Source organism: Vibrio sp. 10N.286.49.B3 (genome assembly GCF_002873395.1).
Taxonomy (GTDB): domain Bacteria; phylum Pseudomonadota; class Gammaproteobacteria; order Enterobacterales; family Vibrionaceae; genus Vibrio.
The window spans coordinates 68015-92683 of sequence record NZ_MCUV01000018.1; the positions used below are offsets into that span (position 1 = coordinate 68015).

Below are 24669 nucleotides of genomic sequence, written 5' to 3' on the forward strand. Positions count from 1 at the left end.
AATCAGTTTTCTGGCTAAAAAGCTGCTAAAGTGAGAGGTAAAGCAGTCTAGATGCTATTTATTGCGGGAAATAGGTGTTTCTCAGTGGATGAATAGCAAAAATAAGGTATAAAAAGAATGAATCATCCCTTACCATCTGTAATAGACGATAAAAATCAATGGTTATTAGATCAAGTTAATGTCGAGTTTCCCACCAAAGAAAGTTTAATCGGGCGCGATCTCTACCAAACCGCTCTGACTGAAAAACAGTATAAGATGTGGTCTGGTGATACCAGTTTAGCCCCTGTGGTTGATGAACTCTATTTAGTCGATTTCCACCGTTTGACGATTATGTTTTCTATCTTGCAAGCTAAGCAATGGCCAGCAGAGCAAGATCAAGCCCACCTGATTGAGTTCTTCACACAAATTATTTTATCCGATGCACATCAACTTTATGTCGGCTTTCATGGTAATACACCCGTGACAGCAGCCATCGTGACAGATAAAGATGAATCGGTACTTATTTCTGATATTGTCATCCCACCAACAGATAATGCGCAGTTCAAATCCTCATTCTGCCAACAAATCTTAACGTTAAAAGAAAATGTTAACCTTGATAATCTATGGGTTGAAGTTTAATCTTTTATAAAAAAGAACCTTAGTGAAAATATAAAGCTGATAAGTTATCTAATAAGCTTAAAATGAGTTTTGAAGCAGTTTGTCGTTAAATTGTGACTAATATGGAACTTATTTTATAAAGTGTGGTTTAACTTATCAGTTTTTAGCCCCTCTGACATTACAATCCACATTCCTCCGTTAAGCTCATAACTCAATATCCAATATAGGGTTGTGTATGTCTCATATTAAATGCGTTATTTTTGATTGTGAAGGGACACTGATTGATAGTGAAAGGCTATGTTGCCAAGCTATCGTTAATGTTTTCGAGCAATTTGATGTCGCTTTAACCATGCAAGAGTGTTTGCAGCACTTTCAAGGTGGAAAACTGGCGGATATTCTCAATACAACCCAGCAGCGACTCGGTCTATCTATCTCTTTGGATATTTTAGAGCCGATGTATCGTGAAAATGTAAGCTACTTGTTCCAAAAATACCTTTTGCCAATGCCTGGTGCATTTGAACTGCTCGATTATCTTAAAGCTCAAAAGATTGAATACTGCATTGCTTCCAATGGTCCCAAAGACAAAATAGAAAAAGCGCTGAGTTTAACAGGGCTATTGACTAACTTCGATGGGCGGATTTTTTCTGGATTTGAAGCGAACAGTTGGAAGCCTGATCCTGATCTGATTTTGTACAGCATCATGAATATGGGATTCTTACCAAGTGAGTGTTTGTATATTGATGATACGCCGATGGGGGTTGAAGCAGGGGTGAATGCAGGCGTTAAAACCTTACACTATTGCTATGATATGCAAGAGATACCGAACTTATTTGAACAGGTAACACCGATTAAGCATTTAGATGATATTGCACAATTTCTATAATTATAAAGCCGAGTGATCATAAACAGATTACTCGGCTTTATTGATTATATCTTGTTAGCCGAGTGACGGTAAGACGCCAAAGCTAATCAATACTTGTGAGCTGATCACAAGGATAGCAGCCATCGAGCTGATCGCTAGAGAGAACTTACCACCAGCCACTTTATATACCGAACTACCCGTTACCGTTACTGGTTGAATCTTTCCTTTACGAACCGTATGGATCATCGCAACAGGTAATAATACTGCAAGAACCGCCAGTGCAATGGCTGCGTAGCCAAGCGCTGTAATAAAACCTTGCGGGTAAAATAGAGCAAAACATAGTGGCGGAGTGAAGGTAATCACAGCTGCTTGAATACGGTTTGCTGTCCCTTGCTGCTTCTTACGAGAGTCACCTAAGAATTCAAATAGACCTAAACTCACACCTAAGAAAGAAGTGACAAGGGCTAAATCAGCGAATAGGCCGATACTGTGAGAAATATTAGAGTGCTGAACAGAATCAGATAGCGTACTTAATAAAGCCGTTAGCCCAGTATTTGCCAGTAACTCATTCTGACTGATAACGCCTAAAGTCACGACCTGCCATAAGATGTAAACAATAAGCGGCATAGCGGAGCCAATAATGATGACTTTGCGTAGTGCAGAAGTATTACCATCTAAGTAATTAACAATAGAAGGAATGCTGCTGTGGAAACCAAAAGAAGTAAAAATCACTGGAATTGCGGCAACAACAAGACCTTGCTGGATAGGCATGCTTAATAAGAATGACTGAGTAACATTAGGAGCAAGGAAGGTAAGTACTGCCACCATCATGATTAACTTGATAGTAAATAAAACACGATTCACCTTATCAACACTATGTGTACCAACCGTTACGATAGCCGCTACGACGAGTGTGAAGATAACCGTACCAACCATGCTAGAAATATCGCTACTCAATAGTCCGTTGATGCGCTGCGTAAATTGAGCGCCACCACCAGCAATATATGCGGCACATAATGCGTAGAGTAAGAAAAGAACCGAAGCACTCGCTACCCATTTACCCTGCTTGCCTAGAATAGTATTCGCTAAAGTATGTAGAGTCGCGCTTTTATCTGCATACTGGTGCAATTCCAGCATTAATAGCGCAGTGAACGCCATCAATGCCCAGATCATAAGCATAAGCGCTAAAGAGGAGAAAAAGCCAATCCCTGCAGAGGCTAATGGTAAGGCAAGCATACCTGCACCAATTGTGGTTCCTGCAATGATCAAAGTACTACCGATTACCTTTGATTTTGTCATTGTATAATATTCTTTACGTTTGATTGATGGTGGATAAGTAAGAGGATAGATGCAAGTTATTTATACTCAATCTATAACCATTCACTTCGTTAAATAACTTTATGTTGGCTATAATGAAGATATTTAATGCTAATATCAACAAAAACGTAAAAATAAATAACCACTGTAAACTTTTATGTACAAATTAAGCTAATTCGATTGTTTATCCTTCTTTTGCTACAATCTGCCTTTAGTTACCTGTTACCCCCCATTATTATTTGAGTATTTCTCCATATGTCTGAATCTGTATCTTCATTTGCCGCTTTAGGGCTGTCTGAGTATCTATTATCTACATTAGATCGTTTAAACTTCTCCCAGCCTACAAGCGTTCAAGAACAAGCCATTCCTCTTATTCTTAACGGCAAGGATGTGCTGGCTGGTGCTCAAACAGGAACAGGAAAAACAGCGGCTTTTGGTTTGCCTATTATTCAGCGTTTAGCAGAGACTTCTGAAGAGCGCGACCCATTTTCAAAAATCATCCGTTCACTTGTCCTAGTTCCAACCCGTGAGTTAGCGCAACAGGTTTTCGATAACCTGACAACTTATGCTGAATCGAGCAGTCTAAAGATCGTGGTTGCCTATGGCGGAACCAGCATGAATGTTCAAACTAAGAACCTTCGTGGTGGCGCTGATATCTTAGTCGCGACACCTGGGCGCTTATTGGATCACTTATTTACCCGCAATATCATTTTAAGCCAAACTGAAGTATTGGTACTGGATGAAGCTGACCGCATGCTCGATATGGGTTTCATGCCTGATATCCAACGTATTTTGAAGCGTATGAACGAAGCGCGTCAAACTCTGTTCTTTTCGGCAACCTTTGATGAGAAAATCAAGACATTAGCCCATCGCATGATGGCAACTGATGCGGCAAAAATTCAGGTAACACCAAAAAATACCACCGCTGATACCGTTAAGCAGATGGTTTATCCTGTTGATAAGAAAAGAAAAAGTGAATTATTAGCTTACTTGATAGGCTCTAAAAACTGGAAGCAAGTGCTGGTCTTTACTAAGACAAAGCAGGGCAGTGATGCGTTAGTGAAAGAGTTAAAACTAGACGGTATTAAAGCGGCATCAATTAATGGTGATAAGAGCCAAGGCGCACGACAAAAGGCATTAGATGATTTTAAATCGGGTGCCGTTCGCGCTTTAATTGCCACTGATGTTGCTGCTCGTGGTCTTGATATTCACCAGTTAGAGCAAGTGGTTAACTACGATTTACCTTATAAAGCCGAAGACTATATTCACCGTATTGGACGGACTGGTCGTGCTGGTAATGAGGGCTTAGCGGTCTCTTTAATGAGTCGTGATGAAGCGTACTTATTAGAAGCAATCGAAACGTTACTTGATAACCGTTTACCTCAAGAGTGGCTACAGGGCTTTGAACCAAGCTTAGTGGCGGATATTGAAGAAGAGACAGCACCGAGTCGTCGCAATAGTCGCTCTGCAGAAAAGAGAAAGATGAAAGCGAAGCTACAAATTCATAAAAACCGAGGTCAGTCTGGTCGCGGACGTCGTTCTTAGTCCTTTATTGAGTTTGGGATAATATAACAACGAAAAAGGGCGAGTTTACTTTGTTGATAATCTATCTTATCGACAAAGTGACTCGCCCTTTTGTATTTTAATCGGTTAAGACTTAACGCTTATTACGTAGGTAGCGCTTACGACGTTCCGCTTTTTTCTTGATTTGCTCTTCAACTTTGCGTTCCGCTTCAATCTCAACTTCAACCAACTCTTGAGTTACCATTTCTGGTAGCTCTAACGTTAATTGACCTAAAGTACCGTTACGTAGCTCATGCAGTAAGATCTCTGATGCTTTATGCAGATCAATACGACCACCAGAACGTAGCGCACCACGTTTACGACCAATCGCTTCCATCAGTTCAACATCGGTTTCTGGTAGCTCTTCTAACTGGTAACGCTCTTTTAGGCGCTCTGGGTACTGTTTTGCTAAGTACTCAACAGTGTAGAAAGCCACTTCGTCGTATTCCATTGCCGTATCTTTTACTGCGCCAGTCGCCGCTAAACGAAAGCCACTATGCGGGTTTTCAACTTTTGGCCATAAAATACCAGGAGTATCGGAAAGAATGACCCCGTTTTGTAAGTTGATACGTTGTTGGCGACGAGTAACGGCTGGTTGGTTACCGGTTACTGCAATCATACGACCTGCTAAAGTATTGATGATGGTTGATTTACCCACGTTCGGGATACCCATAATCATCGTACGAATGTTTTTACCCAACTGTTCACGGTGAGGCGCCAGTTTACGACACTGTTCCATGATTTTATGAACTTCTTGTGGGTTTGAAGTGGTAACAGCCATCGCTTTTACCCCTTGCTCTTTCTCAAAGTGGTCAATCCATACTTGAGTGAGTTCAGGATCGGCTAAATCGCGTTTATTCAGCACTTTTACACAAGGCTTATCTCCGCGAAGCTTTGCAATCATTGGGTTATCACTACTAAAAGGGATACGAGCATCTAAGACTTCAATGATGACATCAACTTGAGGGATCACTTCTGCGATCTCTTTTTGAGCCTTATGCATGTGGCCCGGATACCATTGAATTGTATTGTTAACCATTTGAATACCTTGTATTAATTATTCTTTTTCTATTCTGGGTACGATGTGGGGGTACAAAAATAAAGCAAGCCCAAAGCGTTTGTTTCTTAATCAGTATATACAAATTAAGAACCACACAACGTTTAATGTGATGATCTTAACATTTTTACGAGAGAAGCGAAAACTTCAACTCGATAAAACAGTGTGAGGGCTTGGGTTAGCGTTTATATACTTCAGAGGGCACAAGTTTGTGAACCATCAAAATAAACGCAATAAGGCTTAATCCATTATTGCGTTTTACTACTTACTACTTACTACTCAGTGATTGGCTTTACTTGATAGAAGAGGGCAAATAAAACCGGCACGACAATTAACGACAATTAACGTCAATACGGTAGCAAAACCAAGGCCTGCCATGATTGTGATTGCCATCGAACCAAAGAAAGCATCAAACATCAGCGGAATAAGCCCTAAGATAGTAGTTAATGCCGCCATACTTACTGGGCGAGCACGACTTATTGCACTGTCATAAATCGCAAGGTATGGATGTTTACCACTCTCTAGCTCAATATTGATTTGATCAACCAGTACGATGCCATTTTTCAAAATCATCCCACTTAGGCTCAATAAACCCAGTAGTGCAGTAAAGCTAAATGGCATATTGGTCGCTAATAATCCGATAACCACACCAATAATAGACAACGGCACTGTAAACCAAATAACCAGTGACTTCTTGACTGAGTTAAACAGAAGAATAGTGATAAGAAACATTAACATGTAACCCATAGGTAGCGAGGTAAACATCGCTTCTTGTACTACTAATATAGAGCCTGAGACTAATAGCTCCACGTAAACAACAGAAGAGTCATAAATAGTTATTACAGGCTCTCCAAGCGCGACTTGTTCATAGCCCTGTTTAAGCACTTCTTCCACCGAGTGGGTAAAAAATAGGCTTGGTTCATGAGTGTTCTCTTACTGTCCTAGTGGATAATATGTTACTGCACATATGTGTAGTATAATCAAAGGAAGAGGTTGATCAATGTTTATTTTCCGACTGTGCAGTAAAAATAATGAAAATATACTGCGCTTTTAAGTACAATCGGCAGTAAAGAAATATAGAGGTGATGTATATGAGTGACACTGTAGAGAGAAAGCAGGGTAAGCGAAGTGCTGAAGATGCTGAAAAAACCAAATCAACAATCATGATGGTTGCTTCACAGCTATTTTGTGAGAAAGGTTATGATCGTGTCTCTTTGCGTCATATTAGTGAAAAAGCGGGCGTTTCTCATAGTTTGATACGTTATCATTTTGGTAGCAAAGAAAAAATCTGGCATAGCATTAGTGATAATTTTCATAACTTTATGGGATGTTATCGCGATCAATTAATTGCTGAACTGAACAAAAGCCTGCTTCCCAATGAGTTCCTTTATCACTTTTCGACTAGGATGTTAGCTTTGATGCTTGTTCATCCTGCACCGATTCAATTGGTTGCGGATGCTGTGCGTCAAGATATGGATGAGCTGGTGGATTACTTCATAACTTCAGCTGATACGATGAAGACATTCTTTTTAGATTTAGCCGAGAAGCATAATCAGTACATGCCAGAGAAGGTGATCAATATTTTCGACTTGAAATGGCAGATGATGCTTTCTGCCCATGGTGCAGCTTCACTAAGACCTTTTATGCAAGTGATATGGCCTGATTCTTCGCTCACTTTTGATGATCGGCTGGTGGCTCATTGGAAACTGTTTGAGCAATATGCCGCAACACAACTTGCTATCCCTGATGAGCAGCGTTTGTCGCCTAAAAAGATGGAAGAGTTGGTGATTATGGAAATGCTAGAAGAGCTAAGCCCACCTAAGTAGATAATATACGACTCAATCGAGTCGCATTCTTAGTAGAGAGTCGCTAATAAAAAGTAGAAAAAGCGTGAACACCCTAAAAACTTGGCAATGGTGGGGGTTCACGCAAAAACGAGCGCTTTATTGATTCAACGGTTTAAATTTAGGAACAGAAATCCTAAAAATGAGCGTATAAGCAACCGGCAAGACAATCAGTGTTAATACTGTTGCAAAACCTAAACCAAAGACAATGGTGACCGCCATAGATAAAAAGAATGGGTCAGACAATAATGGGATCATCCCCAACATTGTGGTCAGTGCTGCCATGCATACTGGTCTAACTCGACTAACTGATGAGTCGTAAACGGCTTGATAAGCTGGCTTACCATCATCTAACTCCGTATTAATCTGGTCGACGAGTACAATCCCATTTTTTACGATCATTCCGCTTAAACTCAACATCCCAAGAATAGCCATAAAGCTAAAAGGCGCATTAAGAGCAAGTAAGCCAAAGCTGATACCAATTAATGCCAGTGGGACATTTAACCAAATAACCAGCGACTGTCTGACAGAGTTAAATAAGGCGACAGTGATCAGGAACATGGCAAGGAATCCAAGTGGTAAAGAATTACCAATACTTTGCTGGGCATCAAGTGATGTTTCATATTCGCCACCCCATTCCAACTCGTAGCCTTCAGGTAGTTCGATGGCTTCTATCTTATCTCGCACCTTTCTAAGCACAGAATCCGCCGTTTCATCACTCATCAGTACTGGGTCTCCAAGTACTGAAATCACTCGTTTACGATCTCGTCGCATGATGAGCGGATTTTCCCACTCGCTATCCAGTGATGAAATAACTTGAGCTACGGGAACAAACGTGTTGTTTTCGGCACTCCAAACTTGTAATTGAGCAAGGCTTTCAGCATTTAAACGTTCTTCTTTTGGCGCACGAGCAATAATTGGCATTAAATCCGATTGTTCACGGTATGTGCCGATCACTTGACCATTAAAGTTAGTGAGTAAGGCTGAATCTAGGCTTTGTTTACTAATTCCGGCTTCTTTCGCTTGCGCTAAGTTAAACTGAGGACGCAAGAGTAGGGTTTGATTACGCCAGTTATGGCGCACATTTTCCATAGCCGGTTCATCATTAAAGACACGGCTAGCTTTCGCTGCGAGTTGACGCAATACAACAGGGTCATCACCATAAAAACGCGCTTCAACTTTCGCCGCTGGTGTCGGACCATTCTCAATACGTTTTACCTTGTATTCTGCTTCGGGATATTCACTACGCAGGTGCTGACTAATAATCGGTAGGTAAGCATCCATGCTGTCTAGGCTATCCATTTCAATGATCATTTGACCATATGAGCTGTAGCCTTTTTCTGGTTGATACGACAACATGAATCGCTGTGCACCTTGGCCAATCACCGTTGTGATATTTTCAAGACCAATGGGGTTGGTCGCATCCTGGGTAATAATGTCTTTTTCGATTCGGCGTAAGAAGTCATCGGTGAACAGTACGTCACTTCCTTCCTCTAGCCATACATCAACCATGAAAATAGGTGTATTAGAAGCAGGGAAGAATACCTGTTTAACATGTCCCATACCTATGATGGCAGAAAAAAGAAGACCGATAATCAATAGCATGGTTGTTTTTCTAAAGCGCATAGCAATATTTAAAATGCCACGATAAACCGTAAAGACAACACCTTGATACGTCGCATCATCTGAATCATTGGCGTGCTCGTTATTACCATCTTTAAATAATAGATAACAGAAGAAAGGGGTAATTGTCATCGCTGTAAACCAACTGATAGACAAAGAGATCAGAAGCACTTTGAACAGAGATCCACAAAACTCACCGGTATCATCAGGTGATAACCCGATCGGTGCGAAAGCCAAAATACCGATGATCGTTGCACCAAAGAGTGGCCATTGTGTTTGCTCGACAATTTTCTTGGCTGAGTGCAATCTCGTATGACCACGTCTAATGCCAATAATGATGCCTTCGGTCACCACAATCGCGTTATCAACCAGCATACCGAGCGCGATAATCAGTGCCCCTAGAGAGATATTTTGCAGTTGAATGCCGATCTGGTTCATTACAATGAAGGTACCAAGTATCGTAATAAGCAGTACGCCCCCCATTAATATGCCGGCTTTAGCACCCATAAAGATAAGTAGTACAACAATAACGATGGCAACCGACTGAGCAAGGTTAATCAAAAAACCACTCACGGTATCTTCAACGATGGCACCTTGATTATAAACCGTATTGATTTCCATACCGATAGGACGCTTTGCCAGTAGCTCATCCATTTTGTTAGTGATGGCTTTAGACACATCAACGACATTCACGCCAGGGCTTAACGATACGCCAATGGAAAGTGCTCTTTGTCCCTTATCATGATAAATTTCTTGCGGACTATCTGAGGTGGTTTTATAGATCTTCGCGATATCACCTAGGTAAACCAAAGCATGGCTATTAGGCGCACTTATCACTAAGTTTTCCATCTCCTCAACTTGGCTAAATTCACCTGTTGGTGTGATTCGTACTCGTGTTGAGCCAATCAACATTTTACCAGCATTTGAAACCACATTCTGGTTCTGTAATTGTTGATAGATATAACTAGGATCGAGGCCCAATGCTGATAACTTAGCTTGACTGATTTCGACCACAACTTGTTGCTGAGGCGCCCCCATTACTGATACTTTTTTTACCCCATCGATTAATACTAGATCTCGACGGATGATGTCTGAATACTTCTCTAGCTCTTGGTAACTGTAGTCGTCACCCACAAGGTTCATTAAGTAGCCAAATACATCTGAAAAGTCATCGACAATAATAGGTTGCTGCACACCGGAAGGAAGTTGAGCAAGGCTATCATTGATCTTATTACGCAATTCATTCCAAACTTCAGGCAGACGATCTTTGCCATATTGACTGTGAACTTCGACTTCGATTTGAGATAAACCAGCACTGTTCATGGATTTAACCAACTTCACTTGCTGCATTTGCTGGATAGCATCTTCGAGTGGCAAGCTCACTTCTTCTTCAACTTGTTCAGGTGATGCACCTGGATAAGCCGTAATAACAAGGGCAAGTTTGATGGTAAATTCAGGCTGCTCAAGTTGACCAAGTTTTGAAAATGAAATAACGCCACCCAGTGTCATTAGAATGATAACCATCCATGTAATCACTTTGTTTTTAATACTAAAAATTGCTGCGTTCATTGATTAAATGCCTCGTTCCCAACGCAACGGCGTTACTTTTGTGTCCGAATGAATACTGCTTGCTCCAATAGCAACGATTTGGTCACCTTCATTAATACCACTAATTATTTCACTGCCTTGTGTGCGGATCTTTCCTAGCTGCACGATCGATTTCGTCAGTGTTTGTGTTTGAGGTTGATAAATCCAAACAAAATCTTGCTCCGTCTGTTCGTCATGACCGATTGCACTAAGCGGTAAAACCGGAAGGGGTTGACTAGCATGTTTCTCATGTACGACAACATCAGCACTCATACCGGGTAAAATAGACAGATTAAAATGCGTTGCCGGTGTAAATGATAAAGTCATTTGATAGGTTTGACTGCCATTATTAACCACGGTATTCATTTCTTTGAATGTCACAGGAAACGTGTCATCTGAGCCATGAAATTTGACGCTGTATTCAGCTTGGTTAGCGTTGATATTCTCTTTATTATTAAAAAGGTAGGATTCAGGTACATTAAAGGTAAGGTCGAACTTTTTGTTAGTTTGAAGCGTCATCACAACTTGAGATGCTTGAAGCATTTGATGATTTTCGAGATCAACTTTGGCAACGATGCCTGAAAAAGGTGCGATAAGTTGAGTATAACTCAGCTGGTCTTTAGCAGCATTAAGGGTAGCCAAGGTGGACTGTAGTTGTGCTTCAGCGGTATCAAAGTCTGATTTTGAAATTAACTTTCTGGCTAGCAACTCTTTTTTACGTGAGAAATCTGCTGTAGCCAATTGGTGGTTAGCTTGCGCATTTAATAAGTTGTTCGTTGCGTCTCTATTATCTAATTGAGCTAATAGATCGCCTTTCTTCACTTGTTGACCAGCGAGAAGGTCTAAATGCGTTAGTTGACCATTGACACGAAAAGCAAGATCGACTTGTTGACTGGCAACAACCTTAGCAGGAAACGTTCTGGTAAAATGAGACGATAAGTTATCAACCTGCATGAGCTTAACAGCGCGAGCGTAACTCGGAGTTTTTTCAACCTCTTGGGAGGTTTGCTCGGCACTGGTTCGTGGAATAAAGATAAAAGCGGATATTGCAATGGCAGTCACTGATATTGCAATAAAGTAGCGTAGTTTAAATGAGAGACTAGGGCGCATGGTGGTATTTACCGTCTTTGAAGTTTAAAAAAAGACTATACGGAATATTTTTGTTGCATAAAACACAACAAATTAGCACCAAGAGTTCCATATTTCAGAACTATTTTGTATGATATTTACTTGCTTTTAATGTTGAGATCAGAGCATGAAAACAGAAGATATCAAGATGTTCCACCGCATCGTCGAAAGCGGTGGACTGGTTAGAGCGGCTGAGTTAATGGATTTACCGAAGTCAAACTTAAGTCGTCGCCTAAAGGCACTGGAAGAGGAGCTTGGTATTGACCTTTTTCATCGTCAGCATAAAACGATTGTAGTTAGTGAGAATGGACGTCACTTTTATAAATCGAGTAAAACATTCATAGACCAATTTGAAACTGAGATCCAAGAAATCACCAGTCATAGTTTTGAATTGTCGGGTCATATTAGAGTACAAATTTTAGCATTACCTAACTCTAAAGCTCTCACTCACATCATTACAAATTTTATGCGTGATCACCCAAAGATCACCGTAGAAATCATCACGAGTTCAACAGAGTTTGAGCTTATTGAGAATAATGTCGATATTGGCTTTCGTATTGGCTATGAACTTGAAAATACTGATCTTATTGCAAGAAAGCTGACATCTGTCGATCTTAATCTCTATGCCTCTCCAGTCTACCTAAACCAGCATGGTGTACCTGAAAAACCGAAAGATTTAGAGAAACATGAATGCATTTTATTTAGGCGATTCAGTGGTAAACTGGATAATCAAATTCACTTTGAACATGAAGTGATCAATGTTTCAGGGCGATTAATATTAAACAATGTTGATTTGATGACACAATCTTGTATCGATCATCAAGGCATCTGTTTACTTGCCAATCAGTCAGTTAGAACAGAAGTTGAGCGAGGGGAGTTAGTCGAAATTTTACCCAGTTTCCCTACCTTGCAAGGACACGGTTGGCTACTCTATCCAAGACGAAAAACCTTATCGCCTCAGGCGAAAGCACTTATTGCCTACATCATGGAAAAAGTATCAGAACACGATAATATCAATGGTCAAAACTAAATCGATATTAATGTCTAGGTTGATGCAGCAGTAAAAATTCAAATTATTGATTGCGGTATAAATAAATGAATAACAATAACTTAATTACGCTAATTTTATAATATACTAAGGCTAATCTTACGCATTCATACAGGAATTTATTATGGGATTTTTTTCACGTTTATTCGGTAAAAAAGATGAAAAAGCAGTAACTGAGATTACGCCAGTTGAGTACAAAGGTTGTCTTATATATCAAGATTCTTTGCCAGAAGGTGGTCAATACCGAATAGCTGGTCGAATCACCAAAGAGATCGATGGTGAACTTAAAGAGCACCGATTTATTCGCTCTGATGTGATTTCTGCAAAAGATGATGCCAATGAATTGATGTTAAAAAAATCTCAAATGTTAATAGATCAGATGGGTGATAGCATATTTCAATAGATTAAGTGAATTGTTCACCTCTAAAACATAAAGAAAGAGCGATTAGTGCGTAGCTAGTCGCTCTTTTTTTGATTTTGTTAACCAAGTAGAGGTAATTTGTTGGTTGCAAAGTTAAAATAATTACGGTTTGACCTCGGCTTTGTTTGATTTATGTTGTGCTTTTACTTTCTTTGGCATGACAATTTACCTCGTTATATGGTTATATGTAATAAAATTTCATGTTTTTGTAACAAAAGTCTTGAAGTTAACCTTATCATTCGTTAAAAACGAAATATCCATTCTGCCAATGTCAAGGAATCGCTATGCAAATTGGGGTACCAAAAGAAATACTACCTGGAGAAACGCGGGTAGCTGCAACACCAAAAACGGTCGAGCAGTTATTAAAGTTAGGCTTTGAAGTCATTATTGAATCGAAAGCTGGCGCACTTGCTAGTTTTGATGATACTGCCTTTGAAGCGGTTGGAGCAAAAATAGGAACAGCAGAAGACGTTTGGAATTCAGGACTGATCTTAAAAGTTAATGCACCACTTATCGACTCAAACCAATCAATTGATGAAATCGCTCTGATTAATGAAGGATCCAGTTTGATCAGCTTTATTTGGCCTGCACAAAATGCCGAGCTGATGGAGCAACTTTCAAGTAAAAATATTAATGTTATGGCGATGGATGCCGTACCTCGTATTTCTCGTGCACAAGCGCTCGATGCCTTAAGTTCAATGGCAAACATTGCCGGTTATCGTGCTGTTGTTGAGGCAGCTCATGAATTTGGACGCTTTTTTACCGGGCAAATAACCGCGGCAGGAAAAGTGCCGCCAGCAAAAGTATTCGTTGCAGGCGCAGGCGTTGCAGGCTTAGCTGCCATTGGTGCTGCTGGTAGCTTAGGGGCGATTGTTCGTGCGTTTGATGTTCGCCCTGAAGTAAAAGAACAAGTTCAGTCAATGGGCGCTGACTTTTTAGAAGTGGATTTTGAAGAAGATTCAGGCGCAGGTGATGGTTACGCTAAAGAAATGTCTGACGCTTTTAATAAAAAAGCCGAAGAACTTTATGCCGAGCAAGCTAAAGACGTTGATATCATTATTACTACTGCACTTATCCCTGGTCGACCTGCACCACGCTTAATTACCAAAGCGATGGTTGATAATATGAAAGCGGGCAGCGTGATTGTGGATCTGGCTGCGGCTAATGGTGGTAACTGTGAATATACCGTTGCCGATCAGGTTATCACGACGGAAAATGGTGTGAAAATTGTGGGTTATACCGATATGGTGGCTCGCTTGCCAACGCAGTCTTCACAGCTTTATGGTACCAACATCGTTAACTTGTTAAAGCTGCTATGCAAAGAGAAAGATGGCAGCGTCAATATTGATTTTGATGATGTGGTATTGCGTGGCGTTACCGTTGTTAAAGAAGGTGAAGTGACGTGGCCTGCACCGCCAATTCAAGTTTCAGCTCAACCTCAGCAAAAGGAAGAGCCAACGAAAGCCGAGCCTGAAGTAAAACAAGAAGAACCTAAATCACCGATCAAGAAAATTGCCGCGCTTGGTTTAGGGATTGTCGCATTTGGCTGGATTGCTTCTGTTGCTCCACCAGAATTTCTTGCGCACTTTACGGTATTTGTATTGGCATGTGTTGTTGGTTATTACGTGGTGTGGAATGTCTCTCACTCACTGCATACTCCACTTATGTCGGTAACGAATGCTATCTCTGGCATCATTGTTGTCGGCGCTTTATTACAAATAGGTCAGGGAAGTACGGTGGTGACTGTGTTGTCATTTATCGCCGTGTTAATTGCAAGTATTAATATATTTGGTGGCTTTACCGTGACCAAACGTATGCTTGAAATGTTTCGTAAAGATTAAGGAGTAACAAATGTCTGCAGGATTAGTACAAGCGGCATATATTGTTGCTGCGGTTTTATTTATCATGAGCTTGGCAGGATTGTCTAAGCAGGAAACGGCACGTTCAGGTAATTACTATGGTATCGCAGGTATGGCGATTGCTTTAGTAGCGACTATTTTTAGCCCAGATTCATCAGGTATCGCTTGGATCATTGTTGCCATGGTTATTGGTGGTGGCATTGGTATTCACTATGCGAAGAAAGTTGAAATGACGGAAATGCCAGAGTTAGTGGCGATCCTACATAGCTTTGTTGGTATGGCAGCTGTTCTGGTTGGTTATAATAGTTATATTGATCATGGTGAACTGACAGGCGCTTTGCTGAATATCCATTTAGTTGAAGTTTTCCTTGGTGTATTCATTGGTGCGGTGACCTTTACAGGCTCTGTTGTTGCGTTTTGTAAACTGCGTGGCTTAGTCCCATCATCAGCACTTAATCTTCCACACAAGCATAAAATGAATTTAGCAGCGATTGTCGTTTCTGTTTTATTAATGATTATGTTTGTAAATGCACAAGGCAGCATGTTTGCCCTGATTGTCATGACCTTGATTGCTTTTGTATTTGGCTATCATCTAGTGGCTTCGATTGGTGGCGCTGATATGCCAGTAGTTGTTTCAATGCTGAACTCTTATTCAGGTTGGGCAGCAGCGGCAGCAGGTTTCATGCTAGCGAATGACTTACTGATTGTAACTGGTGCTTTAGTCGGTTCATCTGGTGCGATACTGTCTTACATTATGTGTAAAGCAATGAACCGTTCGTTTATCAGTGTGATTGCCGGTGGTTTTGGGCAAGAGACCTCAGTAACTTCAACCAGTGATGAAGAGCAAGGCGAACACCGTGAAATCAGCGCAGAGGATGTGGCTGACATGTTGAAAAACTCAACGTCAGTGATCATCACTCCAGGGTACGGTATGGCAGTTGCTCAAGCACAATACCCAGTGCATGAAATTACTGACAAACTTCGTGCTCAAGGGATTGATGTTCGCTTTGGTATTCACCCAGTCGCGGGACGTTTACCTGGTCACATGAATGTTTTATTAGCTGAAGCGAAAGTGCCGTACGATATTGTATTAGAAATGGATGAAATTAATGATGATTTCTCTAGCACTGATACTGTCTTAGTTATAGGCGCTAACGACACTGTTAACCCAGCAGCGCTTGATGATCCAAACAGTCCAATTGCTGGGATGCCAGTTCTGGAAGTATGGAACGCACAAAACGTGATCGTCTTTAAACGTTCAATGAACACAGGTTATGCTGGCGTGCAAAACCCATTGTTCTTTAAAGATAATGCACATATGTTATTTGGTGATGCGAAAGCGTCGGTAGATGCGATAAGTTCTGCACTTTAATTGGGTTAGCTCAATTTAGAATACAAAGCCCTGATTTATTCAGGGCTTTTTTGTATCTATGCCTTGAAATGATATTCAACGAACACCATATCGTTATTATCTATTTCACAGGATAAGATTATGAATACTAAGAAAACCTCTAAGTCAGTTGCTTCAAAAGCAGCTAAGGCCCTTTCAGACCCTAACGCTTCGAAGATTCAAAAGTCACTTGCAGCTAGCGCAATGGCTCAAGCTAGTTCATCAAAACAGACAGGCAAAGACATGGAGACAAAAGCCTCTAAAGTTCTTCAGTCAGACAAGTACAACGATGATACCAAAGAATTTGCGGCTTCAGTGCTCGCACAATCGAACAAGAAGCGATAGGAGGTTTTATGTCTACATGTCAAAGTGAACATCGTCATTACCCTGAATTTGAACAGTTACCACATGACCAAGGTGGCATGGGGCGTCACAAGTGTTGTGGCTGTGCGTATGAGCGAGGATATGAGCTTGGGTTGGTTCGTGAAGAAATGCTCAATATCAATATTGATTCTTTACCTATTAGTCAGGCGGGGACAGTTCGGCATAAAAGTCCTCATGCAGCTTTTGCAATAGGCTATCAGGATGGCATTCGTGCCTCGTACAATCAATAAGAGGTTTGAATGAAAGGCACCCTTCAGTATTACGATATCGAAAAGCTTGGTATTTATAAGAGAGGCTCTGATGAGCAGTTGTTTGATTCAAGTGAGGCTGTACTCGATTCACTTATTGGCTGGTTTAAGAAAAGACCCAGTTTAGTAAACACAAGTACAAGAGAAGCTGATAAGGCAATAGGGCAATCAAACGTCTATTGCTATGACATTGATGGTGCTAATGGTGAGTACGTCTTTGTTCTTTGGAATGAGTTGACTAATGCAGACGATGAAATTCTTACTATTTCGAAAGACTCAAAACCAGGCAGTGCTAAAGTCAAATCGGGTGTTGACTCTAAAACAGTTATCCCCGGTTTACCGAGTTACTATTGGGTGTCTTTAAATCATGATCTTGTTGCAACGCTCCATTTTGACCATGCTATGACATCTCTTGTGGCTTTAAGAAACTACATTACAGGATATATGCAAAACTATTCGGAGTTTGCTGTCACGCATAAAGATAACGAAGATAAAGTTATTGGCTATCGACATCCGGATAATAAAGAAGGTGATGTAGGTTTTTTTAAATTTGACTTGAAGCGTAAAACTGATGAGTCAACGATTGAAGAGCTTACTCAAAAGTATAGTAAGATAACTAAAATCGTTCGTCGAACCCAAAAGCAAGCTCAGGATGTTGAGCTTATAGGTTGGTTTCATAATTTAGCAAGTAAAGCTGTTGGTCGTGGTTTGCCGAAAGCAAAAGATGTCCATGTGGAGGTTGAGCTTGATTTTACTCCTGAAACTGAAAGAGATTTTTTGGATATAGTTGCAGCCTATCAAAAGGAAATCATTGACCCTGATAAGTACAATAATCTTGGTTTTGTACTAAAAGGGGAAAGTGGTAGAAAGGTATTCTTAGATGGTAAGTACCTCAGAACAGAGCATGATTTTGAGATAAAGAGAGCTGGTAAAAATCCATTTGGTGCACCTGAGTTGCTTGATTACATCGGTACAAAGCAAGTCAGATTGGTACCAAGAAAACCTAAGAAGAGAAAAGCAGCATGACCGGTAAAACCGCTAGTTTCAGCTGGCTAAAGTTTGGTTTATGGATTGCGTTCATTGTTGGCTATGGAATAGTAGCCAATAAGTACCTGTATGACTTGGCATCAACTCTCAAAGTAGAGTTGCTAAAGTCTCAGATAGGAATACTAGTTAATGTGTCAGCAATCTTGTTTGGTGTAATCGGAGCTTGGCTAGCTCTGATTTATCCTACTGCATTGCAAAAGGTACAGGGAAAAGAAAACATTGGGCTTGCCTATAGTGGTGTAGACCTAAGTGTTTTAAAGAGCTTAGTACTTGTATTGCTCTTTAGTACCACGTCACTAATAGCGTCTTTGCTTTGTGATTTAGCATTAACTTTCTCAACGCACACCTCGATAAGTCAGTTGACTAGTGCAGACAGCATTAAAGCATTATGTGCGATATTAGTTTGGTTTCTATTTGCAGTACAGATTTCTGCAATATCTTCTTTATTATTTTCGTCATTCAAATTGGTATATGACTTATTCATAAGTAAAGCATACACAGACTTACAGCACTTACTTGGACGAAATAAAACCAAATAAGCCTAAAATGATCCTCTTGCGAGGATCCTTTTGTTATCTTCTATAATGCTTTTCTCGATGACCGTTGGTACAGGAATAGAACATTTATCAATTAACTTGCTTTACGTTGCTCGGATCCGATGGATTTGATTTGAAGTATCAAGATGATGCCTGTGTTAGCTGCTATCAAAGAACTAGAGACAGTGTGATAACTACTAGTAATAATGGATATTCTGTTCTTTATCGAGAGGCAACCATGAAGTACGCATTATTAGTTACTGCCTTAATTGGCTTTCCAGCATTATCCAATACTAATTTGACCATATCTTGCGCTGAATACGGCTCAGACCGATATACGTATGGTGCTACCGTTACCTTGCTGACATATAATGAAAATCACAATAGCCATGTTACGAAAGGCACTTCTAAAGTAATTAGTATCGAGCAAAAGCCGAACTACCTAAGGTTTGTTACTGAAGATAAAGGTTTCAATTCAGTGAACAAAAACGTGTATGAGTTAAAAAGCAAACTTCTATCTATGAACAGCGTCTCTACTCAAGATGGATAAGTTGTGTTCTAAGGTGGTGGGGAGATGTCTAAGTGGTGTGTGGTTTTCTAAATTGAATGAACAAATAGCCGGCTCAATGAGTCGGCTTTTTTGTGCCTATAAGGTAGAATCAGCGAAGATAATTTTTCATGGTGAATTATGAAGTTATATAAGTTTAGGCAGGTAGATACTTACAGTTTGAGTGGGCTTTCGAATAGTACCTTATGGTTTTCTAACTTGAGTGATTTTAACGACCCTTTTGAACGAAGTTATATTCTCGATGAGCAACTTTCTCGTGAGGTAGAGCAGATTCTTGTCAATAGAGTTGTTCCAAAGCCTGATTCTGAAGTAGATGTCGTTTTGAGACAAAGAATGTTTGAAGAAGCGGGAGTTGAAGATGGTGGTGCTGATAAAAAAGTATTCTTCCGCAAAATGTTAAAACGTGACTTCGAAAAAGCGTTAGTAGGTACTGTCCATAAATCAAAAGCTATCTGTATGTCTATGGAAGATTTAGAAGCAGATAAGGATCCGCTGTACGAAAACTTAATGTGGTCTCATTACGCTGATGGTTTGAGAGGATTCTGTATGGTTTTCGATAGTGAAAAGCTACAAACACACTTTTATGAACAAGAGTTAATAGTTCGCCCAATCGAGGTTGAGTATCAAGATGTACCAATTACGTTATCGCTAAATGAATTCGCGCGCTCTAGATATATTCTGAATGATAATCTGATGACAGATGTTATCTCTGATGTAACTAAATCGGTTGGTACAAAATCTAAAGCATGGAGCTATGAAAAAGAATTCAGAATGATAAGTCTAGAGAATAGTAATGCGCATGACTATCTGCCAGATTCACTGATTGAAATTGTTATCGGTGAGAAAATGCCTAAAGACCAGAAAAAACTTGTTATCGACACTGCACGCTCTGCTAATCCTGATGTAAGTATAAAACTATCAAGATTAAAGCAGGGCTCTTATCAGTTAGAAATTATCGATTATGACTCGCATTGATATCGCACCCAAAAAGTCTATAAAGCATACTCCAGATTTAGACCCATGATAATCTCAATTTCTTTTACAACTTATTCGACGAATATTATAGCACAAGTAGCTTACATTAGAGTTCCCCATCCCATCTGGGATCAGTGTCATAATGTGGTAATTACTTAAAAATAAAAGCAAAAAGGCTCATCAATCGATGAGCCTTTTTATATTTTCGATACAGAAGAATAGATTAGCTTTCCATAATGCCGTGCCACTGATAATGATTATTTGGCTTCTTACTTACATAGCCCTTATCTAACAGTTGAGTGAAAATTGTATCAACTTCATCACTGTTTGTTTTTAGGTATGTTCCCATGGCACGTTTGCTACAATTCACTTGGTTACGACTAAGTGCATCAATCGCTTGATCATATAAAGATTTAACTTCCGCTATATCCCCTTCATGAATGGTCCCTTCGCTGGTATCGCAGTCACTGTTTGCTTTGCTTGCTAATAGCTCAGTTTTTTGCGGTAGCGCTTTATCAAATTCATCAATGGTTATTGGCTCATTATGCTTAAATGTATTGCGGAAGCGCTGCTCCTCACCAATTAAGCCCACAAAGAATGCAGCAAAGAAATCAAGCAAAATGGAGAGGAATATCACTAAGCCTAATTGCGCAGTTTGACTCTCTACGTTTAACGATTGTGCCAAACTATCGATAAGTCCCATGACAGAACCTTGACCAACAATCGGCATGCTATCACGTTCAACGGCGAGTTCTTGCTGTTGATGGCGCAGTGCTTCGTTCTCTTTTTGAATTCTTGATACACCCGTCGCGATCATGTTCATTTCAATGTATCTTTCAGCCGCCGTATTATTAAGAGCGATTTGCTGATCAAGAGAGGCAATTTGCATATTGAAGGCATTAATTCTGCTTTCATGTAGGTTGATATGTTCTTGCGCTTTGTTTGTCGCACTATTAATACCACCGACGGAACCACCAATGGAAATGGCTGCGAGTACCGCGTAAAAAGTAAAAGCGGATAGGGTTCCTGGGTAATTACGACGAGATTTACGCTCTCCAACTTCATACCAAGCAAAGAATTTACCCAGTTCAAAGATCACCGCTAAACCACCAAATAAGACCTGCATTAAAGGGTCATCATCAATAGATAGAAATAGAAGCAAAGAAAAGACAATTGACGCAAGAATCGATGCGCCAGTAAAACTATACACCGTCCACATTGCGAACGATCCTTTAGGGTATCTTACGGGTAAATTTTCGTTGTAAAGCATAAAAGATTATCTGTATTAGGAACAAAACGCACATTAACCTGTCTATGAAGTTGCTGTGCCGTAGAAAGTAGAGCATCATACCTTATAAATTGAATAATCCCTTATAAAAAAAGGCTTACACCGCTTTCTTATTGAATTTATATGCTTGAATGTATTTTTGTTGCTTAAACTTCCACCAAAGTACAATTGGCTGGAATGAGTTGGTGATATTTTAAACAATCAAGTTAACGGATGGGTTTGCAACTACATTTAATAGGGGATTATTTTTACGGTATAACTGACATGGTTCTCACAATCCAGGTTTCTCTATACGCTAGAATAATGGCAATAGTGACACACTTTTTTCATCACAATATATAGTATTCAATTTGATAAACTTAATCAGACCCTATTGTCTTCTACTATTAGTTAGCTTCTCATATCTAGCTCACGCTGACTCTTTACCAGAAAGAATTGACGACTTTACCAAACGGTTTGATTACAGTGCAGCCGTTGAGTCCTATGATATTCGTCAACTACAAACCGATTACCCCACGACATTGATTGCACCTGAATCGATGCTTCCACAGACGTCAAAATATCCGTTAAGTGATGTACAAAAACTCTATCAATTTGCCAAGACATGTTATGGCAAACTGCCGTTGAGCCCACTAACGACACAGCCTTTATTCTTTACTAGAACCATGTGTAAAGGCACAGAAATTTCACTATCTTGGTTTTCAAGAAGCAACTTTATACATCCTGGTGGTGGTACGTATGCTTACCGTTACGTGACAAAATTCCCAGAATACTTTGAAGATTTAGAGCATGTCATGCATATCAAAGAGCGTGAGCATAATGCCGATGGTTCGTTACTCTCTCGTTTACAGGCCATGGATAGTGATGCGATTTCCGCTCTGTTATCGGGTGCGACTATGTTTGTCGAGCAAGATGAGATTTGGCTGCGTCGAGGCGATGAATATTATCTATTTAGCCCTTCGGTTTGGAAAGGTAATGCTGATAAAGCGCAACTCAATTACAAGTTGTTAGGGGAAGCAGCCAACTGTTATGTACAACGAGGTAATTTGTGCTGGGAGCCAGAAGATCATTCTCGAATATTGCAATTGAGTATGATACTGCTTATTACTGCCAATATTTTGTTCGTCATTTTCTGGATTTTTTATCGCTGGAATACAAAAAAACAAGAACTTCGAAGTCGTATGCTAGTCTTACAGATACTGACTCACGAATTAAGAACACCTATTGCGAGTTTGTCTTTAACCGTTGAAGGTTTTCGAAGAGAATTTGAATCGTTGCCTGAAAGTGTTTACGATGAGTTCCGACGACTATGTGAGGATACACGTCGACTAAGGCAATTAGCAGAAGCAAGTAAAGATTACTTACAGTCGGATAATCAACCACTTGCTGTTGAGTGGGTGCCTTCTGTCGCTGAGTGGCTAGAGTATAAAGTTGAAGATTTTGACAATCAATTACAACTGAATATGCCCAAAGATTTTGCTGCAAAGTTGAATATTTATTGGTTAGGGACTTGTATCGATAACCTGATCAAGAATGCATTAAAGTACGGTGTTGCCCCAGTGACACTGGATGTAGAACATAATGATGGTACATTATTTATTAAGGTCATCGACCAAGGTTTGTTAACTCAAAAAGATTGGCGACATTTAAGAAAACCATTTGTTAGTGTAAGTGGTCTTGGTCTTGGATTGACTATTGTAGAATCAATGGTGGGAAGAATGGGAGGGAAGATGACCCTAATTGGCCCACCGACAACTTTTATTTTGGAGATACCCTGTGAAACAGACATTGCTTCTCGTTGAAGATGATAAAAACTTAGCCGATGGTTTATTGGTAAGTTTAGAGCAGGCAGGATATGAATGTCTACATGCTGATACGATTGCTAAGGTAGCCGCATTATGGAGCCAAGCTGACTTGGTTATTTTAGACCGCCAATTACCAGATGGTGATTCCGTTTCACATTTACCAGAGTGGAAAAATGAGAAGGATATTCCGGTTATTCTATTAACCGCACTCGTCACGATTAAGGACAAAGTGGCAGGACTCGATGCTGGGGCAAATGATTATCTAACTAAGCCGTTTGCTGAAGCTGAACTTTTTGCAAGAATTCGTGCTCAATTACGCTCACCTGAAAATGAACAGGAAGATAGCGATAAAGTGATCACTGACGATTTAATGATTGATAAATTGACTCGTGATGTGGTGTTCCGTGGTGAAAACATCACGTTAACTCGCACTGAATTTGACTTGCTGCTTTTCCTTGCGAGTAATTTAGGGCGCGTGTTTACCCGTGATGAATTACTTGATCATGTTTGGGGTTATAATCATTTCCCAACCACACGTACTGTTGATACTCATGTATTGCAATTACGTCAAAAGCTAGTGGGTCTAGAGATAGAAACGTTACGCGGTGTCGGCTACAAGATGAAAGCTTAGTATGAATAAAAGGCTACAAACGCTATTACTGAGTTCAGCACTACTTAGCTTTAGTTACCAAGGCAAAGCGAATATTGATTGGTTTGAAGATAGTTCAGCACTCACTCAAGCTCATACTCATTTGCTAAACGATGATTTATCAGGAATGTTTACATCTTTAGTTGAAGTTTGGCAAAAAATGGAGCATCAACCTTTAGGTCAACATCTGAATGCTCTTTTTGCTCAGTCTTTAGAGAAAGATTGTGGTGCTAGTTTTGACCACAATCCATTGCCTGATTGGATAGATAGTATCCATATTCAGAGAATAACAACGCGAAGCCCTGGTAATGACTCAGCTAAGGCGCTAATTCAGGTTAATACTGATGAAAAGGTAGCCAGTATTACCTTATCTCGATGGGTTGATAAGCAATTGTCAGCCGATAGTTACTTACGTAAACACGATAGTGACAGTGTAACTGGGTATGTAAAGCGCTATAACTTAACCGAACCGCTTGCTTATGGTCTCTATCGGTTACAGATACAAGCTAAAAGTCAGGTGGACTGGAATACTTGGGTGATCATTGAGAAGCCAAATATAAGACAAAGAGTACTTTGGGTTTCTCAAGATGAGTGGGCCATTGAAAAAAGAGCGTTATTGAATCCATATTGTTCACTACCAACACTAACTGTAGAACTGCTCGATTATGTTGATGGTGATTATCGACAAGTATGGGGAAAAGAGTATGTTTCAGATTACCCAAGAGTAATAGAAGAAAAAAATATTCCGGATAATCGCTATGTTTTATTACTCTCTTTAAAACAAAGTCGATGGCAAGGAAAGATAGTGATTGATACCATCCAGCAGATCAGTAAAACCTATGATCTACTTAATGAAGAAGAATAATTAAAGTT

22 protein-coding genes and 1 pseudogene are annotated in these 24669 nt (G+C 40.1%); 17 read left to right on the forward strand and 6 right to left on the reverse strand.

Features of this window, described 5'->3' with window-relative positions:
* The first annotated feature begins 117 nt into the window (after positions 1-117).
* Both BCU68_RS08335 and BCU68_RS08340 read left to right on the forward strand, forming a co-directional pair.
* Positions 118-618: a hypothetical protein gene (locus BCU68_RS08335; protein WP_102564324.1), complete on the forward strand. Its 501-nt coding sequence runs from the start codon at positions 118-120 to the stop codon at positions 616-618.
* A 208-nt stretch (positions 619-826) separates the two neighbouring features.
* The gene (locus BCU68_RS08340; RefSeq protein ID WP_102564325.1) at positions 827-1480 is read left to right on the forward strand and encodes an HAD-IA family hydrolase; all 654 of its coding nucleotides are present in this window, start codon (positions 827-829) and stop codon (positions 1478-1480) included.
* A 54-nt stretch (positions 1481-1534) separates the two neighbouring features.
* Here BCU68_RS08340 and BCU68_RS08345 read toward each other — a convergent pair whose 3' ends face one another.
* Positions 1535-2758, reverse strand: a complete 1224-nt coding sequence (locus BCU68_RS08345; protein ID WP_102564326.1) for an aromatic amino acid transport family protein — start codon at positions 2756-2758, stop codon at positions 1535-1537.
* Between the two features lie 273 nt (positions 2759-3031).
* Here BCU68_RS08345 and BCU68_RS08350 point away from each other — a divergent pair, with 273 nt between their 5' ends.
* On the forward strand, positions 3032-4321 hold the full coding sequence (locus BCU68_RS08350; protein ID WP_102564327.1) for a DEAD/DEAH box helicase: 1290 nt from the start codon (positions 3032-3034) through the stop codon (positions 4319-4321).
* Positions 4322-4433: 112 nt separating this feature from the next.
* Here the strand turns inward: BCU68_RS08350 and ylqF are convergent, their stop codons facing one another.
* A complete protein-coding gene (gene ylqF, locus BCU68_RS08355; RefSeq protein WP_102564328.1) occupies positions 4434-5378 on the reverse strand; it encodes a ribosome biogenesis GTPase YlqF in 945 nt (314 codons plus the stop codon).
* A gap of 293 nt (positions 5379-5671) precedes the next feature.
* Positions 5672-6170 (reverse strand): annotated as a pseudogene (locus BCU68_RS08360) (efflux RND transporter permease subunit); the annotation flags it as partial.
* Positions 6171-6487: 317 nt separating this feature from the next.
* Between BCU68_RS08360 and BCU68_RS08365 the strand changes: the two are divergent.
* On the forward strand, positions 6488-7222 hold the full coding sequence (locus BCU68_RS08365) for a TetR/AcrR family transcriptional regulator (protein WP_102564329.1): 735 nt from the start codon (positions 6488-6490) through the stop codon (positions 7220-7222).
* Positions 7223-7339: 117 nt separating this feature from the next.
* On the opposite strand, the gene BCU68_RS08370 is transcribed toward BCU68_RS08365, so the two are convergent.
* Both BCU68_RS08370 and BCU68_RS08375 read right to left on the reverse strand, forming a co-directional pair.
* Positions 7340-10432, reverse strand: a complete 3093-nt coding sequence (locus BCU68_RS08370) for an efflux RND transporter permease subunit (protein ID WP_102564330.1) — start codon at positions 10430-10432, stop codon at positions 7340-7342.
* 3 nt (positions 10433-10435) lie between these two features.
* A complete protein-coding gene (locus tag BCU68_RS08375; RefSeq protein WP_102564331.1) occupies positions 10436-11560 on the reverse strand; it encodes an efflux RND transporter periplasmic adaptor subunit in 1125 nt (374 codons plus the stop codon).
* A gap of 145 nt (positions 11561-11705) precedes the next feature.
* On the opposite strand from BCU68_RS08375, the gene BCU68_RS08380 reads away from it, so the two are divergent.
* From BCU68_RS08380 to BCU68_RS08425, 10 genes are all read left to right on the forward strand, one after another.
* Complete coding sequence (locus BCU68_RS08380; protein WP_102564332.1) at positions 11706-12608, forward strand: LysR family transcriptional regulator; 903 nt, start codon at positions 11706-11708, stop codon at positions 12606-12608.
* A gap of 142 nt (positions 12609-12750) precedes the next feature.
* On the forward strand, positions 12751-13029 hold the full coding sequence (locus BCU68_RS08385; protein ID WP_102564333.1) for an HlyU family transcriptional regulator: 279 nt from the start codon (positions 12751-12753) through the stop codon (positions 13027-13029).
* Positions 13030-13331: 302 nt separating this feature from the next.
* Positions 13332-14888, forward strand: a complete 1557-nt coding sequence (gene pntA, locus BCU68_RS08390) for a Re/Si-specific NAD(P)(+) transhydrogenase subunit alpha (RefSeq protein WP_102564334.1) — start codon at positions 13332-13334, stop codon at positions 14886-14888.
* Between the two features lie 10 nt (positions 14889-14898).
* Positions 14899-16278 carry a Re/Si-specific NAD(P)(+) transhydrogenase subunit beta gene (gene pntB, locus BCU68_RS08395; RefSeq protein ID WP_102564335.1) on the forward strand — a complete coding sequence of 460 codons (1380 nt, stop codon included), beginning with the start codon at positions 14899-14901 and terminating at the stop codon, positions 16276-16278.
* 120 nt (positions 16279-16398) lie between these two features.
* Complete coding sequence (locus BCU68_RS08400; protein WP_102564336.1) at positions 16399-16641, forward strand: hypothetical protein; 243 nt, start codon at positions 16399-16401, stop codon at positions 16639-16641.
* Positions 16642-16649: 8 nt separating this feature from the next.
* Positions 16650-16910, forward strand: a complete 261-nt coding sequence (locus tag BCU68_RS08405; RefSeq protein WP_102564337.1) for a hypothetical protein — start codon at positions 16650-16652, stop codon at positions 16908-16910.
* A 9-nt stretch (positions 16911-16919) separates the two neighbouring features.
* The gene (locus tag BCU68_RS08410) at positions 16920-17954 is read left to right on the forward strand and encodes a hypothetical protein (protein WP_102564338.1); all 1035 of its coding nucleotides are present in this window, start codon (positions 16920-16922) and stop codon (positions 17952-17954) included.
* Positions 17951-18514 (forward strand): hypothetical protein, encoded by a 564-nt coding sequence (locus tag BCU68_RS08415; RefSeq protein WP_102564339.1) that lies wholly within the window; start codon positions 17951-17953, stop codon positions 18512-18514. The genes BCU68_RS08410 and BCU68_RS08415 overlap by 4 nt, the downstream gene beginning before the upstream one ends.
* A gap of 235 nt (positions 18515-18749) precedes the next feature.
* On the forward strand, positions 18750-19061 hold the full coding sequence (locus BCU68_RS08420) for a hypothetical protein (protein WP_102564340.1): 312 nt from the start codon (positions 18750-18752) through the stop codon (positions 19059-19061).
* Between the two features lie 138 nt (positions 19062-19199).
* Positions 19200-20054, forward strand: a complete 855-nt coding sequence (locus BCU68_RS08425; protein ID WP_102564341.1) for a DUF2971 domain-containing protein — start codon at positions 19200-19202, stop codon at positions 20052-20054.
* Positions 20055-20277: 223 nt separating this feature from the next.
* On the opposite strand, the gene BCU68_RS08430 is transcribed toward BCU68_RS08425, so the two are convergent.
* Positions 20278-21273, reverse strand: coding sequence for a Preprotein translocase subunit SecY (locus BCU68_RS08430; RefSeq protein ID WP_198591703.1), 996 nt, complete (start codon positions 21271-21273; stop codon positions 20278-20280).
* Between the two features lie 419 nt (positions 21274-21692).
* On the opposite strand from BCU68_RS08430, the gene vxrA reads away from it, so the two are divergent.
* From vxrA to BCU68_RS08445, 3 genes are read left to right on the forward strand one after another with little or no spacing between them, the layout of a single operon-like run.
* Positions 21693-23144 (forward strand): sensor histidine kinase VxrA, encoded by a 1452-nt coding sequence (vxrA, locus tag BCU68_RS08435; protein ID WP_102564343.1) that lies wholly within the window; start codon positions 21693-21695, stop codon positions 23142-23144.
* Positions 23119-23778 carry a response regulator transcription factor VxrB gene (vxrB, locus tag BCU68_RS08440; RefSeq protein ID WP_102564344.1) on the forward strand — a complete coding sequence of 220 codons (660 nt, stop codon included), beginning with the start codon at positions 23119-23121 and terminating at the stop codon, positions 23776-23778. Before vxrA ends, vxrB begins: the two co-directional genes overlap by 26 nt.
* Position 23779: 1 nt before the next feature.
* Positions 23780-24661, forward strand: a complete 882-nt coding sequence (locus tag BCU68_RS08445; protein ID WP_102564345.1) for a DUF2861 family protein — start codon at positions 23780-23782, stop codon at positions 24659-24661.
* Positions 24662-24669: the final 8 nt, after the last annotated feature.

What these genes read in the sequence shown, in the direction of transcription:
- BCU68_RS08400 (WP_102564336.1), top strand. Translation starts at nt 16,399, where the DNA reads ATGAATACTAAGAAAACCTCTAAGTCAGTTGCTTCAAAAGCAGCTAAG.
- BCU68_RS08415 (WP_102564339.1), top strand. Translation starts at nt 17,951, where the DNA reads ATGACCGGTAAAACCGCTAGTTTCAGCTGGCTAAAGTTTGGTTTATGG.
- pntA (WP_102564334.1), top strand. Translation starts at nt 13,332, where the DNA reads ATGCAAATTGGGGTACCAAAAGAAATACTACCTGGAGAAACGCGGGTA.
- ylqF (WP_102564328.1), bottom strand. Translation starts at nt 5,378, where the DNA reads ATGGTTAACAATACAATTCAATGGTATCCGGGCCACATGCATAAGGCT.
- BCU68_RS08425 (WP_102564341.1), top strand. Translation starts at nt 19,200, where the DNA reads ATGAAGTTATATAAGTTTAGGCAGGTAGATACTTACAGTTTGAGTGGG.
- BCU68_RS08365 (WP_102564329.1), top strand. Translation starts at nt 6,488, where the DNA reads ATGAGTGACACTGTAGAGAGAAAGCAGGGTAAGCGAAGTGCTGAAGAT.
- BCU68_RS08445 (WP_102564345.1), top strand. Translation starts at nt 23,780, where the DNA reads ATGAATAAAAGGCTACAAACGCTATTACTGAGTTCAGCACTACTTAGC.
- BCU68_RS08370 (WP_102564330.1), bottom strand. Translation starts at nt 10,432, where the DNA reads ATGAACGCAGCAATTTTTAGTATTAAAAACAAAGTGATTACATGGATG.
- BCU68_RS08385 (WP_102564333.1), top strand. Translation starts at nt 12,751, where the DNA reads ATGGGATTTTTTTCACGTTTATTCGGTAAAAAAGATGAAAAAGCAGTA.
- BCU68_RS08410 (WP_102564338.1), top strand. Translation starts at nt 16,920, where the DNA reads ATGAAAGGCACCCTTCAGTATTACGATATCGAAAAGCTTGGTATTTAT.
- BCU68_RS08420 (WP_102564340.1), top strand. Translation starts at nt 18,750, where the DNA reads ATGAAGTACGCATTATTAGTTACTGCCTTAATTGGCTTTCCAGCATTA.
- BCU68_RS08345 (WP_102564326.1), bottom strand. Translation starts at nt 2,758, where the DNA reads ATGACAAAATCAAAGGTAATCGGTAGTACTTTGATCATTGCAGGAACC.
- BCU68_RS08405 (WP_102564337.1), top strand. Translation starts at nt 16,650, where the DNA reads ATGTCTACATGTCAAAGTGAACATCGTCATTACCCTGAATTTGAACAG.
- BCU68_RS08335 (WP_102564324.1), top strand. Translation starts at nt 118, where the DNA reads ATGAATCATCCCTTACCATCTGTAATAGACGATAAAAATCAATGGTTA.
- pntB (WP_102564335.1), top strand. Translation starts at nt 14,899, where the DNA reads ATGTCTGCAGGATTAGTACAAGCGGCATATATTGTTGCTGCGGTTTTA.
- BCU68_RS08375 (WP_102564331.1), bottom strand. Translation starts at nt 11,560, where the DNA reads ATGCGCCCTAGTCTCTCATTTAAACTACGCTACTTTATTGCAATATCA.
- BCU68_RS08380 (WP_102564332.1), top strand. Translation starts at nt 11,706, where the DNA reads ATGAAAACAGAAGATATCAAGATGTTCCACCGCATCGTCGAAAGCGGT.
- BCU68_RS08350 (WP_102564327.1), top strand. Translation starts at nt 3,032, where the DNA reads ATGTCTGAATCTGTATCTTCATTTGCCGCTTTAGGGCTGTCTGAGTAT.
- BCU68_RS08430 (WP_198591703.1), bottom strand. Translation starts at nt 21,273, where the DNA reads ATGTGGACGGTGTATAGTTTTACTGGCGCATCGATTCTTGCGTCAATT.